11 protein-coding genes and 1 pseudogene are annotated in these 15,171 nt (G+C 64.7%); 4 read left to right on the forward strand and 8 right to left on the reverse strand.

The window, feature by feature from the left end; translation table 11 throughout:
* The first annotated feature begins 17 nt into the window (after positions 1-17).
* A complete protein-coding gene (locus A3A5_RS0119420; protein ID WP_232431395.1) occupies positions 18-857 on the forward strand; it encodes a tripartite tricarboxylate transporter substrate binding protein in 840 nt (279 codons plus the stop codon).
* Positions 858-1,238: 381 nt separating this feature from the next.
* Positions 1,239-2,112 (forward strand): annotated as a pseudogene (locus tag A3A5_RS0119425) (YihY/virulence factor BrkB family protein); the annotation flags it as partial.
* A gap of 632 nt (positions 2,113-2,744) precedes the next feature.
* Here A3A5_RS0119425 and A3A5_RS0119430 read toward each other — a convergent pair.
* Both A3A5_RS0119430 and A3A5_RS0119435 read right to left on the reverse strand, forming a co-directional pair.
* A complete protein-coding gene (locus A3A5_RS0119430; RefSeq protein ID WP_026200923.1) occupies positions 2,745-3,152 on the reverse strand; it encodes a DUF3597 domain-containing protein in 408 nt (135 codons plus the stop codon).
* A gap of 349 nt (positions 3,153-3,501) precedes the next feature.
* Entirely contained in the window at positions 3,502-3,927 is a 426-nt protein-coding gene (locus tag A3A5_RS0119435; protein WP_026200924.1) for a PRC-barrel domain-containing protein, read from the reverse strand.
* Positions 3,928-4,467: 540 nt separating this feature from the next.
* Between A3A5_RS0119435 and A3A5_RS38980 the strand changes: the two genes are divergently transcribed.
* On the forward strand, positions 4,468-5,568 hold the full coding sequence (locus A3A5_RS38980; protein WP_035813076.1) for a glycosyltransferase family 4 protein: 1,101 nt from the start codon (positions 4,468-4,470) through the stop codon (positions 5,566-5,568).
* Positions 5,569-5,585: 17 nt separating this feature from the next.
* Entirely contained in the window at positions 5,586-7,790 is a 2,205-nt protein-coding gene (locus A3A5_RS0119450; RefSeq protein WP_018312205.1) for an amylo-alpha-1,6-glucosidase, read from the forward strand.
* 180 nt (positions 7,791-7,970) lie between these two features.
* Here A3A5_RS0119450 and flgL read toward each other — a convergent pair whose 3' ends face one another.
* From flgL to flgG, 6 genes are all read right to left on the reverse strand, one after another.
* Positions 7,971-9,200, reverse strand: coding sequence for a flagellar hook-associated protein FlgL (flgL, locus tag A3A5_RS0119455; protein WP_018312206.1), 1,230 nt, complete (start codon positions 9,198-9,200; stop codon positions 7,971-7,973).
* Positions 9,201-9,246: 46 nt separating this feature from the next.
* Complete coding sequence (flgK, locus tag A3A5_RS0119460) at positions 9,247-11,166, reverse strand: flagellar hook-associated protein FlgK (protein WP_018312207.1); 1,920 nt, start codon at positions 11,164-11,166, stop codon at positions 9,247-9,249.
* Positions 11,167-11,463: 297 nt separating this feature from the next.
* On the reverse strand, positions 11,464-12,507 hold the full coding sequence (gene flgJ / locus A3A5_RS0119465; protein ID WP_018312208.1) for a flagellar assembly peptidoglycan hydrolase FlgJ: 1,044 nt from the start codon (positions 12,505-12,507) through the stop codon (positions 11,464-11,466).
* A gap of 2 nt (positions 12,508-12,509) precedes the next feature.
* Positions 12,510-13,679 (reverse strand): flagellar basal body P-ring protein FlgI, encoded by a 1,170-nt coding sequence (locus tag A3A5_RS0119470; protein WP_026200925.1) that lies wholly within the window; start codon positions 13,677-13,679, stop codon positions 12,510-12,512.
* On the reverse strand, positions 13,663-14,367 hold the full coding sequence (flgH, locus tag A3A5_RS0119475; protein WP_018312210.1) for a flagellar basal body L-ring protein FlgH: 705 nt from the start codon (positions 14,365-14,367) through the stop codon (positions 13,663-13,665). Before flgH ends, A3A5_RS0119470 begins: the two co-directional genes overlap by 17 nt.
* 5 nt (positions 14,368-14,372) lie before the next feature.
* A complete protein-coding gene (gene flgG, locus A3A5_RS0119480; RefSeq protein ID WP_018312211.1) occupies positions 14,373-15,158 on the reverse strand; it encodes a flagellar basal-body rod protein FlgG in 786 nt (261 codons plus the stop codon).
* Between the last annotated feature and the right edge of the window lie 13 nt (positions 15,159-15,171).

Raw genomic sequence — 15,171 nt, forward strand, 5'->3', positions numbered from 1 at the left:
GGGGGTCCTCAGATGTCATGGCTCGCCTGATCGCGGAACAGCTGAGCAAGATCTGGCAGCAGCCGGTGATTGTTGAGAACAAGACTGGGGCCTCCGGGATCGTAGCCGCCGAAGCCGTAGCCAAATCGGCCCCCGATGGTTATATCGCCTTGCTTACTGTCACTGCATTGGTGCAGGCACCCGCACTCTACAAGAAGGTCTCATTCGATCCGCTGAAGGACTTCGCCCCGGTCTCGCAGGTGGCGACCATGCCCCTGGCCTTTGCACTGAACCCGTCGATCCCTGCCAGGAGCCTGGCCGAGTTCATCGCCCTCGCGCGGGCCCGGCCCGGCCATTACAGCTATGGCTCCTTTGGCACCGGCTCCGCCGGACACTTGTACATGGAGCTCCTTAAGGACGCCGCAAAGATCGACATCCTTCACGTACCGTATAAGGGCGAGCGACCGGCCCTGACCGACCTGTTGGGCGGTCAGCTCTCGGCGATCATCCTTTCCGTGCCGGGCGCCAAACCGTATGCGGCCGATGGCAAGTTGAACCCGGTCGCGGTAACCGGCGCGACGAGAGCGCAGCAATTGCCCAACACGCCGACTTTCGTCGAAGCCGGCTATCGCGACATCGGCCTGGAAAGCATCGGCTGGTACGGCCTGCTCTTGCCGGCAAGGACGCCAAAAGAGATTACGCAGAAATTCTCTCGCGATCTCAATGCCGTGTTGGGTATGCCGGAAATCAAGCGGCGTATGACGGAATATGGCATCACCCTTACCGGCACCACTCCGGAGGCGTTTGACAAGATCATGAGGGAGGATTCTGCCCGGTGGACCAAGGTCATCCGGGAGAAGAACATCCAACCGGATTGATTCCGATGCGTTGGCGAGGGTGAAGCGGGATGTGAACGGAAGTACCGGATCGGGAACAGTTGCCCGGTGATGCAGTCAACCTCCGGAAGTACAGATGTCACATGCCGATTGCCTCACATAAGGGGCGATGCCAATGGATAACGCTCGAGCGCAGCCCTGCCTGTTTGGCCACTATTACAACGGCAGGCAAGAAATCCATTCTCAGGATGACGTTCCGGCATCACTGCGATCGGCAGCGCTACGCATCTGTCGAGTCCGGGGACGCCTCATCTCGCTCTCCAACGTACTATCCATTCCTTGGATCACGTTCGAGAGCCGTCGGTTCTCTCTGGAACGGGAATTGCTGAATGTCCCTGATGCCTCCCACCACGGCACACAGCCATGCAGTCGTTTCACCCGCTCTCGCCTCGTGCCGCCTTTGCCTTGGTGCGCGCCAGCGTTAGTTCGTGGCTGGATGACTATGCCCCAAGCATGGGGGCTGCGCTGGCTTACTACACAGTGTTTTCCATTGCGCCGCTCTTGCTGATCGTCATCACCGTGGCGGGCGTGGTGTTTGGGGCCGACGCCGCGCGCGGCGAGGTAGTAAGCCAACTGCAGGGACTGCTTGGCGACGAAGGGGCCAAGGCAGTTGAAGATATGCTGCTGGCGGTCAGTGAACCGGCCGCCAGTACGCTGACTGCCGTGCTTGGTGTGCTGACATTGCTGGTGGGCGCGACTACCGTCTTCGCGGAATTGCAGTCCGACCTGGACCGGATCTGGCGCGTCCCGGAGCGCCAAAAGATTTCGGGTCTGATCTCGCTTATCCGCGTTCGAATCCTCTCGTTCGGCATGATTCTTGGGATCGGCTTTCTGGTGGTCGTGTCCCTTCTGCTTAGTGCCGGCATTTCGGCAATGGGCCGCGTGTGGGGACCGCCTCTTGGCATAGGCGAGGTTATCGGACACGTACTTGACACCGTTGTGAGCCTGGTATTGATGACGGTGGTGTTCGCCATGATTTACAAAATCATGCCTCGGGCAAAGGTCCACTGGCTCGACGTCTGGCTGGGCGCCGCGGTTACCGCGCTGCTCTTCACTCTCGGGAAGTTCCTGATTGGCTTGTATATTGGTAAGAGCGGCATTGCCAACGGATATGGCGCCGCAGGTTCTCTCGTGGTCCTCCTGTTATGGGTGTACTACGCCGCCCAGATCTTCTTGCTAGGGGCCGAGCTTACGTGGCATTACGCGCAGGCGTTCGGGTCGCGGCGGGATGGCGCAGGGAGTCCCGCTCATGCACCTTCCACACGCAGCGACGAGAAAAGGAGTAGCGCGCATTCCAGCCCCGGCTTGATGGACGGCGCAAACGCGCCTTCGTCCCGAGAAGGAAAGGAGGGGATGGTGACCCCTATCGTTCATATTTATGTTGAAGAAATTATTAGTTTGGCTGCCGCCGCTGGAATTGATGGTCACACAACCGCGGCCGACATTGCAGATGTCGCGGAAAAAGCCTTCGTACATTTCAGGACCACTGCGGGGCAGGACAAACAGGTGCTTCGGGCCTTGTTGAACGAGTTCTCGCTTGCGTTAACCATGGCCGGCCAGTCCGACCAACATCTGACGGCAATGCGGGAGCTCATCCGATACGGAGTGCATTACGTGGACACCTACCGGAAAGCCCTGAATTAGGGGCCCAGCAGTTCCCCACATCTGCCGAGCTGCGCCAGAGCGTGGATTTTTTTGCGCTGGACCCGCAGTGACCTTGCTCCGGGGGGACGCCGGTATGCTGACGCGACGCATACCCAGGTTTCTGCTGCAGGAATCAGCCTTCGGCGTCGCTCCCCAACATCCCCTATGCGGCCACACATTTTCGTGCACGGCAACTGATGTGGCAGGCCGGCGTGTCCAGAGGCCCTACGGCCCAATGAGGTTCGGCGGCAGCTTGCCCCCGTTCGCAGCCAGCTCCGCCATGACCTTCTTGTGCAACCAGATGTTCAGCGCGGCGGAGTCGTTCATGTCCCCCGTATAGTTCAGCTCCTTTGCAAGTTCCTTGCGATGTTCCAGGCTGCTGTCGATGCCGAGTGCCTTCATGGTGTCGACGATCGAAGTGCGCCAGTTCAGTTGTTGGCCCGATTCGCTAACGGCCTTATCCATGACGGCCTCGACGTCGACCGTGGACAGCGGCTTCGCAGTGGTGGCTGGAGTGGCTGGGGTGGCGCCGGCGGGCGTAGTTGCACCTTGGTCAGGCGGTGTGGGGCTCGCCTCCTGGGTAGGCGGGGAACGATGTAAGAGCTTGTTCAGTATGTCTTTGAGGATGCTCATGACGGCCCTCCTGTGCAAAGGTCATTGTGACACCCGTGGCAAGCTGCGGAACGAGCAACATCCCGCAAGTTCTGTTCCCATCTGAACAGCCGGCTCCGAAGGCACCTCGCGGCACGGAGCCGGGGGACGGCGGAGCCCAAGTATCAGACGCTCGTGCGCGGGAAAGGCCCAGTGAATCGTGCGAGGTGTGTCTCACCCGCAAAATTGCGGCCGGCAGCCTGCTCACCTGTCCACCGCCTCTCCAAGGTGCAGACTTGCTGCAGGCAGGTTACGGGAAGTCTTTCCGCGCTGGCGGCATGTCGCCTGGGCTGCGTCGCCCCCTGCGCTTTAGTCGCGCCGCCTGCGCGCATCAAAGCGGCGGCGAAATCCAGTACGGATCGCGGCCGTAGTACTCGTGCAGCGACTTGCCCCACCCCGGATCGGCCATACTCGGCCAGCTGTCCTTGTTAAAGCCGGGGGCGGATTTGATACGGTCAGCTGTCACTGCGATCCGGAAGCACTTCTCGTCGGTGTCCATGACCAGGGCATTCCATGGAATGGCGTGTAGCGTATCGCCGATGCCGAGGAAGCCGCCGGTGGTCAGCACCGCATAGGCGATGCGTCCGTGCGGCACGTCCAGCATGATTTCTGAAATCTTGCCAACGTGTTCGCCATCGGATGAGTATGCTTTGGTGCCGTCCAGGCTGGATGCCGCCATGACTTCGGGGCCCGGGCCTTCGCCCACGCCTGATCCAACAATGGCCGCACCTTCACTGGTAGGAGGTTGGTTTTGCATGCTGTGCTCCTTGCTTCAAGAGGATGGGATGGGATAGCGCAATGACCATGCCTGCGCCAGTTTGCGGCGCCATACGCTGGCTCCGATGTTGCCAGGCGCCGCCGTGGTAATTTTTTCTTGCAAGCTTGCAAGAAGAAACGCGTCAGCGCAGCAGCATGGCCAGCTTGCGGATGGCGACTCGACGCGAATCGGCCCGGATCATGCTGCGGCCGAAATCCGGGCCGGTACGCACTTTTCCTGCGCGCATTGGCGACGGCGGCTATCTCCGCGCCGGACAGTATGGTGTGATGCAGGCGGCCCAGCGATGCGCTTCACGAGGACCGGTGTGCCAATACGCGTATACGAGAACGTTCAATAAATGCCAATACAAATCCGGATGGCGAAGCCAAGCCAGGCTCAGATCTGGAGCCCGCGCGGGCGAGAGGTTCAGCGCGGGCCTGCATCCAGATCCCGGCATGGCCTTTGCGTCCAGTTCGCCGGACGGGCGAGCAATACCAGGCGGTAACCGCGCAGGTATTCTCAGGACGGGAGATCTTGAAAATGAAAATCGCGCAAATCGCGCCGCTTCAGGAGTGCTGCCCACCCAGGCAGTACGGGGGGACCGAGCGCGTCGTCGCCTATCTCACCGATGAACTTGTCCGGCAGGGTCATGAGGTGACGCTATTTGCCAGCGGTGATTCATCGACGGCCGCCCGGCTCGTCAGCTGTGTCGACCGGGCCCTGCGGACCGATCCAGCCATTAGAGACCCGCTGCCCTACCATGTGATGATGCTGGATCAGGTGCGCCGGCGGGCGGACGATTTCGACGTGCTGCACTTTCATATGGACCTGCTGCATTTTCCGCTCATCCGAAGCTTCGCCCACCGCACCTTGACCACGCTGCACGGCCGGCTGGACCTGCCTGACCTGAAGCCGTTCTATACAACGTTCGCTGACGTGCCGGTCGTGTCGATCTCGCTCGAGCAACGCCGCCCCATGCCGCCGGTCCACTGGCTTGGCAATGTCTACCATGGGTTGCCGGAAGGCCTGCTTCCGTTCAGTCCGGTGCCAAAAGGCGGTTATCTGGCTTTCCTCGGCCGCATCTCGCCTGAGAAGCGCCCCGACCGCGCCATCGAGATTGCCGTGCGCGCGGGCATGGCACTGAAGATTGCCGCCAAGGTGGACCGCGTCGACCAGGCATACTGGGACACAACCATCGCACCCATGATCGAACGCCATCCTAACGTCGACTACATCGGCGAGATTGGCGAGCGCGAGAAGATGCGCTTCCTTGGCAACGCGCGCGCCCTGCTGTTCCCGATCGACTGGCCGGAGCCATTCGGACTTGCCATGATCGAATCCATGGCATGCGGCACGCCTGTCATTGCCTTCCGGTGCGGTTCGGTGCCAGAAGTCGTGGATGACGGCGTCACCGGCTTCATCGTCGATACGGTGGAGGAAGCGGTGGCCGCGGTCCGGCGCATCGGCGCGATCGACCGCGCCGGCGTGCGCCGTACCTTCAGCCAGCGTTTCAGCGCCGAGCGCATGGCCTACGATTACCTTGCGCTCTACCGGCGCAGATGCGAGCCGGAGCCTGCCACTCACCTGGCGCTCCCGGATCAGTCGGCAAATACGGGGCCGGACTTGCACGTCGCGGCCTGATGCTGAAAGGAGGGACGATGCTGGATACTCCGGAAAACGGGGGTGGCCAGACGCCGGATGCAGCGCCGGGCGCACCCATCATCGTTGCCGCCTCGCGCTCGCTGCGCGAAAGCCGTCCCCGTACGCTCAAGCACGGCGATATCTTTGCGGTGTTCGACCAGCGCGGCGACGCGATCTCTGGCCCAGGTGGTTCGGATGGCCTGTACTACTGCGATACCCGCCACCTGTCGCAATTCCACCTGACCTTCGGAGGCTGGTGTCCGATCCTGCTCAGTTCCGTGATGCGTGACGACAACGCCGCGCTCACCTGTGACCTGACCAACCCCGACATCTTCGATGCCGAGGGGCGGCTGGTGATGGCACATGATCTGGTTCACCTGCGGCGCTCACGCTTCCTGTGGGACGGTACCTGCTACGAACGCCTGGCCGTCAGGAACTATGATGACAGCCCCCGCCGCGTCAGCCTGGAACTGGCGTTTGCCGCCGATTTTGCCGACTTGTTCGAGGTGCGTGGCGCCCGCCGCCTGAACCGCGGCATACATCACCCGGCGGCGTTGTGCATGAGCGGGGTCACGCTGTCGTACGCCGGCCTGGATGGCTGCGAGCGCACCACGCAGCTTTGCTTCGATCCGCCGCCCACGCGGCTGACCGCCGACCAGGCGGTGTTCGAACTGGAGTTAGTCCCGCAGAAGACGCTGCTGCTGTATGTCGAAGTCTGCTGCACCGGCCCGCGGCCGGATGGGCGCTCGCCACGTCGGGCGTTTCCCACGGCACTGCGCGCTGCGCGCCGCTCCCTGCAGGCCCTGGCCGCGGGTGCGGCATCGGTGGCCACGTCCAACGAGATCTTTAATGAAGCCGCGGGCCGCAGCATGTCGGACCTCTACATGCTGAGCACCCAGACGCCATACGGCCCCTATCCCTATGCCGGCATTCCGTGGTTCAGCACATTCTTTGGCCGCGATGCGCTGATCACCGCGCTCGAAACGCTGTGGCTGGACCCGGGCATCGCACGGGGCGTCCTGTGCTATCTCGCCGCCAACCAGGCCACGGCGCTGGATGGCACCGCGGACGCCGAGCCGGGGAAGATCCTGCATGAAACCCGCAAGGGCGAAATGGCCAACCTGGGCGAAGTCCCGTTCCGGTGCTACTACGGCAGCGTAGATTCCACGCCGTTATTCATCATGCTGGCTGGCGCCTATCTGGACCGCACCCATGACATCGCCACGATGCGCTGGTTGTGGCCCCATCTCGAGGCGGCACTGCGGTGGATCGACCAGTACGGGGACCGGGACGGCGATGGCTTCGTCGAGTACGGACGGCATACTGCGGAAGGGCTGCTCAATCAAGGCTGGAAGGACAGTCGCGATTCCATCTTCCACGCAGACGGCACGCTTGCGCACGGCCCCATCGCGCTGGTGGAAGTGCAGGCCTATGTGTACGGAGCATGGACGGCGGGCGCCCGCATTGCGCGGCGTCTGGGTCACGTCGCGCAGGCCGCCGCACTGGAACACAAGGCGCAGGATCTGCGCGCGCGCTTCGACGAGGTCTTCTTTGATCCCGGGCTCGGCACTTATGTCCTGGCCGTCGACGGCGACAAGCGGCCCTGCCGCGTGCGCGCGTCCAATGCCGGCCATGCGCTCTACACCGGCATCGCATTGCCAGAACGCGCGGGGCCCGTGGCGGCCACCCTCATGGCAAGCGCGTCCTTTTCCGGTTGGGGGGTGCGCACGCTAGCCTCGACGGAGGCGCGCTACAACCCCATGAGCTACCACAATGGCTCGGTGTGGCCGCACGATAATGCCATCATTGCAGCGGGGCTGGCGCGCTATGGACTGCGTGAGGCGGCGCTGTGCATCTTCGATGGCCTCTTTGCCGCCGCCACCCATATCGACTTGCGCCGGCTGCCGGAACTGTTTTGCGGCTTCGGGCGCCGGCGCAACCGCGGGCCGACTCTCTATCCCGTGGCCTGCAGCCCGCAAGCCTGGGCGGCGGCTACGCCGCTATCGCTGCTGCAGTCCTGTGTGAGCCTGGACTTCGACTTTGACGCGTCCCAAGTCATCTTCCGTCACCCGTGCCTGCCAGCGTTCATGGATGAGGTGGCGCTGCATGGGCTGACGCTCGGCGAGGCCTCGGTCGATGTTCTGCTGCGGCGCGCCGGCGGCAGCGTAGTGGTAAGTGTGCTGGAACGGCGCGGGAACGTGTTAGTCACCACCACGAATTAGGGGGAGCGCGAACTCCTGATAGCGAGTTGCCAGCCTCCTTGGTTACGTGTGCGTGCGGCCCTGATAGCAGCGGCCGAACGCTTTCGGCGGGGCTCGCCTTAGGTAAGGTGGATACTCGCGGTCGTTTGTTCGTCCCTCATATTGTTTCCCCACACACCTGACATCGCCGCCGCACCCACCTTACAGATACTTAAACAAATTCATCCCCTGAATCTGCATAAACGACTGCTGCGCCCCCTGCAGCGCCGTCTGCCGCTGGTAGTACTCAGTAATCGCCTTCGCATAATCCAGATCCTGCAGCCCCGACAGCGTCTGCGCATAGGTCAGGTCGCGATTGGACCCCACATCATCCAGCGCATCCAGCTCGTTTATGCGCGAGCCCACCGATGCGCGCACGGTCAGCACGTTGTCGAGCGAGTTGGAGAACTGGCGCGTGGCGGTGGAGAGGACGTTGCCGAGATGGGCCCGATCGCTGCTGCCGGGGGTGGGCTGGCGCAGCGTGTCGATCACGGTCTGCAGGTTGGCGAACATGTCGGTGCCGGCCTCGCTGGCGGGATCCATGGTCATGGTGTCGCCGTCCTTGGGGTCGCCGGTCACGTTGAAGCTGACGCCGCCGACGTCGATATGGGCCGGCGACGTGTAGGCAACGGGGCCCTTCACGACTGGTGCGGGGGTCGTGCCTGCCGACAGGTTGGTGATGGTGTACTCCATCTGGCCGCTGGCATTGGTCGCAAACTTGACCTCCATCGAAAGCCCATAGCCGGGATCGCTCGGGTTCGTGGTCGACACCGTGCCGAAGGTGGCGCTGCCGGTGTTGTTGGCATTGCCCTTGACCACATAGCCGGCGCCGCCGGTCACGCTCATGAACACTTCCCGCCCGGTGTTGCCGGCGGGCATCTGGCGCGCCACATCGACCTGCAGCAATTGCTGGCCGTTGTCGCCGATGTAAGTGCCGGGGCCCGTGCTCTGCGTGAATGGCGCGCTGCCGGAGCGGGTGCCGCCGAACAGGTACTGGCCGTTGCCGTCGTCGGAGTTGGCCAGGCCCGCCAACTGGTTGTACAGGCCTTCCAGTGCCGTGGCCAGCGAGCCGCGGTCGGCATCGCTCATGGTGCCGTTGCCGGCCTGCACCAGCAGCGTCTGGATGTTCTGCGTGACGGTGGTCACCGACTGCAGCGCGTTCTCTTCCGCGGCCAGCGCGATATTGGCCTGCTTGCGCGAGGTGGCGTACTGGCCGTTGACGGCCTGCGCCTGGCTCACGCCCAGCGCGCGGGTGGCGCCGACGGGATCGTCGGATGGCGTCAGGATGCTGCGGCCGGTGCCGAGCTGCTGCTGGATATGCAGCAGCGAGCCCTGCTGGTAGTTCATCGAAGCCAGGCCTTGCTGGTACAGGGTGGAGCTTGCAACGCGCATATTGGTTACCTCTTCTGACTCTGCTGACGCTGGTGGGTGCCGCCGCTTACCTGCCGATGCCGATGATGGTGTCGAACAGCGTTCCGGCCGTCTGGATCACCCGGGCATTGGCCTGGTACAGCTGCTGGAAGCGCAGCATCGACACGGTTTCCTCGTCCATGTTGACGCCGGACACCGATTGCTGCGCGGTCTTGATCTGCGTCGTGATGCTGTCCTGCGAGGCCGAGGCGATCTTGACCGACTTGGCACGCGTGCCGACGTCGTTGACCAGCTGGGCGTAGGCCTCGCTGAAGCTGGACACGCCGCCGATGGTCTTGGCGTTCTGCAGCTTGGCCAGCGCCAGCATGTTGCCGTTGTCCTTGACCGCGCCGGCGTTGCTGACCAGCGCAAAGATGTCGCCAGCCTTGGGCGTGCCGCCGAAGCTGAAGGTCAGGCCGTTGAGGGTGAAGTCGGTATTGCTGCCGTTGGCCACGCCCACCGGCTGGGGCGCCATCGCGGTGCCGCCAACCTTGAAGACGTAGTTGGTGCCGTCGAACTCGGCAGTGATATTGCCGGCCGGCAGCGTAAAGCCGGGCGCGACCTTGCTCAGGCTGGCCGTGCCGCTGCCCTTGTTCAGGGTCCCCGCCTCAACGTGCGCCGGCGATGCCGCGGCGATCCTGGCCGGGTCGCTGATCGCCATGTCGAAGCCGGTGGCGGCATTGCGCGTGGGCTGGATCGTGAACGAATCGTTGGTGCCCATCGCCGCGTTGATCTCGACGGTAAAGCCGTCGGCGCTGAACTGCAGCGGGTAGCTGGCGCCGCCGGCGGGCACCGGCGTGACTACCTGCTGGTTATCGGAAAGGCGCGTCAGCGTGTAGTTGGTGCCGTCGAACTGCAGCTTGTAGTCGCTGGTGGTCAGGGCCGAGGCATTGTCGATCCTGGGCGTTGCAACCGTGGTCTTCACGGTGTTGTTGGCGTTGGGGATTGCGGTGGCCCCACCCAGTTCAAACATGTCGGTGCCAATGGCGCCGTTCAGGTCGATGCCCAGCTTGTGCTGCGCATTGAAGCTCTGGCCGATCGCCAGCGACAGCCGGCCGATGGCACCCTGCGCCGCGTCCAGGGACTCGGTGCGGAACTGCAGCAGGCCGCCCAGCGAACCGCCGGTGATCGCGCCCGGCTCGCTCTCGAACACGTTGCCGTTGGGCAGGGTGTAGGCCACCACGGTGCGGTTGGGATCGGCCGCCGAGGCAACCGCCTTCAGCTCGTACGCGTCATTGCCCATCACCAGCGGCTGGCCGTTGCCGACGAAGACGTTGTAGGTGCCGCTGTCCTGCACCACCACCTTGGCGCCGACCAGCTTGGTCAGCTCGGCCACGGCCTGGTCGCGCTGGTCCAGCAGATCGTTGGGCGGCTGGCCGCCGGAGGCAGCCTTCAGGCGGGTGATTTCCTGGTTCAGGCTGGCAATCTGCCTGGTGTACGCGTTGACCTGCGTGACAGCGGTGCCGACCTGCTCATTGACGCCCGATTGCAGCTGCTTGAAGTAGTTGCTGGCCGAGCGCACCTGCCCCACCAGTGCCTGGCCCGCCGACAGCATGCCCTGGCGCGCCGCCGGATCGGCGGGGGTGTCGGCCACGGCCTGCACCGCCGCGAAGAACTTCTGCATCAGCGGCGCCAGGCCGCCCTTCTGGTCGGCAAGCAGGTTGTCGATCTGGGCGATCTGGTCCGAGTACGCCGCCAGCGATGCGCTGGCCGAGGTGGCGCCGCGCAGCTGGCCGGTCAGGAACTCGTCATAGACGCGGATCACCGTGGTGGTGTTGGAGCCGAAGCCATAGAAACCCTGGCTGGTGTACTGGCCGCCGGCCGAAGCCACGATGGTGTTCTGGCGCGAATAGCCTTCGGTCGCCGAGTTGGCAAAGTTGTGGCCAGTCGTCGTCAGCGCGTTCTGCGCGGTGTTCAGGCCGGAAAGACCAATACTGAAGAGAGACATTGTGCTCTGACCCCGGATTGATGGGACTGCCGCGGCGTGGGCCGGCGGTGGTGGATGTGGAAGTTATCGGCTGGTGGGGGCGGGACTTTAGGTGTGGAAGTGATCTTCACCGGATCCGCTGGTTTGCTCCCCTCTCCCGCTTGCGGGAGAGGGGCCGGGGGAGAGGGCAGGCCTGTGCCTGCCGGTATCCTTTGTCGCAAGGGACGCTCCTGCCCTCTCTCCCACCCCTCTCCCGCACGCGGGAGAGGGGACCCGCGCTCTGGCGGCGTAGGCTACGGCTTGCCCTGCGGCTTCCCCTTAAGCCGCCACCTTCTTCATGATCTTCACCAGCTTGTGCCCGTACGCCGGATCGGTGGCATAGCCCGCGCGCTGCAGGCCATGCGCCGCCTCTTCAGCAGACGCCGCGCTGACCACGCCCGCGTAGCGCGGGTTGTTCGTCAGCAGGCGGGCATAGTCGGCACAGGCCTCGTCATACGAGCCATAGGCACGGAACTTCGCCCGCACCTTCTGCGGCTGCCCGTCGACATATTCCGTGGTGGTGATCTCCGCCACGCGCCCCCTCCAGCTGGCGCCGGCCTTAATGCCGAAGACGTTGAAGGTGGTGGAGCCGTCGGCGTGCGTGATCTCGCGCTGGCCCCAGCCGGACTCCAGCGCGGCCTGGCCTACGATCAGCCGCGCCGGCACGCCGCTGGCGCGCGCGGCGGCTTCCGCAGGACCGGCCATGCGGGCGACAAAAGCGCTGACATGGGCCGGCGCGTCGTCCGGCAGCCGTCCCAGCCTGTCCTCGCCCTGGCCACGGTCCGCGTACCATTGCGGCTGGTACTGGCGCAGGCCGGCGGTGGGATTCCAGTTCTGCCCCGGCACGATGGTGCCGATCGCGGGCAGGTCGGCCTGCTCGCCGGGGTCGGCCGGGATCGCCCCGGCGCCGCGGCCGTCGAGCAGTCTTGCCATCTCGGCATCGGCCGCCTTGCCTGACTCGGCCGGGCTCATGGCGCTCATGCCGGCCGGCATCGGCGTGCCCGTGGCGCGCGCCAGCTGGCGCACCATCACATCGGCCAGGCCGATTCCGCGCGACGACATCTGCTGCGCAAGCTGCTGGTCCATCATCGACATATAGAGCTTGCTCTGCTCGTTGTCGAAGAGGCCATCCTGCGGGGTGGCATCGCGCATGCTCTTGAGCACCATCTGCGTGAACACCGCCTCGAACTGCTTGGCGACGGCTTGCAGCGTATTGGCGTCGGCGCCGCCATGCGCACTGTGCTTGAGCGCCTCGAAGCCCTGCGTATCCAGCGCGAAGCGCTGCGTCAGCTCCGCCGCCTGCGGGGGTCGCGCCGTGTTCATATTCAGATGACTTCCAGCTCGGCGCGCAGCGCCCCGGCCGCGCGCATGGCTTCCAGGATGGTCTGCAGGTCGGCCGGGGTTGCACCCAGCGCGTTCAGCCCCTTGACCACGGCGGCCAGAGAGGCGCCCGCCTTGACGACCTGCAACGAGCCGCCCTGCTGCTTCATGTCGATCTGCGACACCGGCGCCACCACGGTCTGGCCGCCGCTGAACGGTGCGGGCTGGCTGATCACGGGTTGCGTGTTGATCACCACCGACAGGTTGCCGTGCGCCACCGCGCAGTCTTCCACGGTCACGGCCTGGTTCATCACGATGGAACCGGTGCGGGCGTTCAGGATCACCTTGGCCGCGGCCTTGGCCGGGGTCACGTCGATATTCTCGATGCGGGCCAGGAAACCTACGCGCGCGGCCGCCGAGACCGGCGCACGCACCTGCACCACGCGGCCATCCAGCGCCGCGGCAACGCCGCCGCCCATGGAGCGGTTGATGGCCTCCACCACGCGCTCGGCGGTGCCGAAATCGGTGTCCTTCAGTTCCAGGTTGAGCACGCCGCCATCCGGCTGGAACGGGGCCACCGCGCGCTCCACGATCGCGCCGTTGGCGATGCGCCCCACCGCCAGCTGGTTGACCTGCACCTTGCTGCCGTTGGCCGACGCGCCCGCGCCGCCCACCAGCATATTGCCCTGCGCGATGGCATAGACCTGGCCATCGGCGCCCTTGAGCGGGGTCATCAGCAGCGTGCCGCCGCGCAGGCTCTTGGCATTGCCCATCGACGACACCACGATGTCCAGCTGGCTGCCGGGCTGCGCGAACGCGGGCAGCGAGGCGGTCACCATCACCGCCGCCACGTTCTTGAGCTGCATGTTCTTGCCGGCCGGCAGCGTGATCCCCAGCTGCGAGAGCATATTGGTCAGGCTCTGCGTGGTGAACGGCGTCTGCATGGTCTGGTCGCCAGTATTGTCCAGGCCAACCACCAGGCCGTAGCCCACCAGCGGGTTCTCGCGCACGCCCTGGAACGTGGCCAGGTTCTTCAGGCGCTCGGCCTTGGCGACGCTGGCAAAGGCGCCAAAGGCCACGCCAAGCGCCAGGCTGATCACGCTCAGGCGCAGCAGGCGGGACAGGAAACGGGCGAGCATCGGAGCAGACATGGCGCGGTCAGAACGGAGAAACATTGAGGAAGAAGCGCTGCAGCCAGCCCATGTTCTGCGCTTCGTCGATCACGCCCTTGGCGGTGTATTCGATGCGCGCATCGGCCACCTGGGTTGAGGGCACGGCGTTGTCGCCGGTGATCGTGCGCGGGTTGACCACGCCGGAGAAACGGATGAATTCGGCCCCCTGGTTGATGGCCATCTGTTTTTCACCGGAGACCACCAGGTTGCCGTTGGCCAGCACCTCAAGCACGGTCACGGTGATGGTGCCGTTGAAGGTGTTGGCCGCGCTGGCGCCGCCGCTGGCCTTGAGCGTGTTGGCGCCGTTGATGCTGGCGTTCGAGCTGCTGCTGAACAGCCCGGCCAGCGCCTTGGGCACGGCATCAAATGCCAGCGACGTATTGCCGTTGCGGCTGGCGTTGGTGCCCGAGTTCTTGCTGGCGTTGACGTTCTCGGTGATGACGATCGTCAGGATGTCGCCTACATTGCGCGGACGGCGATCCTCGAACAGCGGGTTGCCGGCATACGAGGACGCGAAGATCGAGCCGGTGGCCGGCCCCATCGGCCGCGGCTCGGCGCGCGCGGTGGTGGGCAGTTGCACCAGCGGCTCGCGCGGCATCAGCGCACAGCCGCCGCTGGCCAGCATTGCCACGCCGGCCAGGCAAACCAGCGCATGCGCGCCCAGGCGGGAAAGCAAGGTGGCCATGTTCATACCAGTCAACCCAGTTGCGACAGGCGCTGCAGCATCTGGTCGGATGCCTGCACGGCCTTGCTGTTGATCTCATACGCGCGCTGCGTCTGGATCATGCTGACCAGCTCTTCCACCACGTTCACGTTGGACGCTTCCACGTAGTTCTGCTGCACCGCGCCAGCGCCGTTCAGGCCCGGCACGGTGGTGTTGGGCGCGCCCGAGGCATCGGTCTGCACGTACAGGTTCTCGCCCATGCTTTCCAGGCCGGCCGGGTTCATGAAGGTGGCCAGCTGCAGCTGCCCCACCTGCACGTTGGCGCTGGAGCCCGGCTGCGTCACCGACACGGTGCCGTCGCGCGCAATGGTCATCGACAGCGTGTTGGCGGGAATCGTGATGGCAGGCTGGATCACGAAGCCGCTGGAGGTCACCAGCTGGCCGTTCTGGTCCACCTGGAACGAGCCGTCGCGCGTGTACGCGGTGGTGCCGTCGGGCAGTGCCACCTGGAAGAAGCCCTGGCCCAGGATGGCCACGTCCTTGGCATTGCCGGTCTGCTGCGGGTTGCCCTGGGTGTGGATGCGCTCGGTGGCGACCGGGCGCACGCCGGTGCCCAGCTGCATGCCCGAAGGCAGCGTGGTCTGGTCCGATGACAGCGCGCCGGGCTGGCGGATGGTCTGGTACATCAGTTCCTCGAACACCGCGCGGCCGCGCTTGAAGCCGTTGGTCGAGACGTTGGCCAGGTTGTTCGAGATCACGTCCATCTGCGTCTGCTGCGCATCGAGGCCGGTCTTGGCAATCCAGAGAGAGCGGATCATGGTGGTCCTTGCG

The sequence above is a fragment of the Cupriavidus sp. UYPR2.512 genome (assembly GCF_000379565.1).
Taxonomy (GTDB): domain Bacteria; phylum Pseudomonadota; class Gammaproteobacteria; order Burkholderiales; family Burkholderiaceae; genus Cupriavidus.

What these genes read in the sequence shown, in the direction of transcription:
- A3A5_RS0119420 (WP_232431395.1), top strand. Translation starts at nt 18, where the DNA reads ATGGCTCGCCTGATCGCGGAACAGCTGAGCAAGATCTGGCAGCAGCCG.
- A3A5_RS0119430 (WP_026200923.1), bottom strand. Translation starts at nt 3,152, where the DNA reads ATGAGCATCCTCAAAGACATACTGAACAAGCTCTTACATCGTTCCCCG.
- flgK (WP_018312207.1), bottom strand. Translation starts at nt 11,166, where the DNA reads ATGTCTCTCTTCAGTATTGGTCTTTCCGGCCTGAACACCGCGCAGAAC.
- flgL (WP_018312206.1), bottom strand. Translation starts at nt 9,200, where the DNA reads ATGCGCGTTGCAAGCTCCACCCTGTACCAGCAAGGCCTGGCTTCGATG.
- flgG (WP_018312211.1), bottom strand. Translation starts at nt 15,158, where the DNA reads ATGATCCGCTCTCTCTGGATTGCCAAGACCGGCCTCGATGCGCAGCAG.
- flgH (WP_018312210.1), bottom strand. Translation starts at nt 14,367, where the DNA reads ATGAACATGGCCACCTTGCTTTCCCGCCTGGGCGCGCATGCGCTGGTT.
- A3A5_RS0119450 (WP_018312205.1), top strand. Translation starts at nt 5,586, where the DNA reads ATGCTGGATACTCCGGAAAACGGGGGTGGCCAGACGCCGGATGCAGCG.
- A3A5_RS0119435 (WP_026200924.1), bottom strand. Translation starts at nt 3,927, where the DNA reads ATGCAAAACCAACCTCCTACCAGTGAAGGTGCGGCCATTGTTGGATCA.
- A3A5_RS38980 (WP_035813076.1), top strand. Translation starts at nt 4,468, where the DNA reads ATGAAAATCGCGCAAATCGCGCCGCTTCAGGAGTGCTGCCCACCCAGG.
- A3A5_RS0119470 (WP_026200925.1), bottom strand. Translation starts at nt 13,679, where the DNA reads ATGTTTCTCCGTTCTGACCGCGCCATGTCTGCTCCGATGCTCGCCCGT.
- flgJ (WP_018312208.1), bottom strand. Translation starts at nt 12,507, where the DNA reads ATGAACACGGCGCGACCCCCGCAGGCGGCGGAGCTGACGCAGCGCTTC.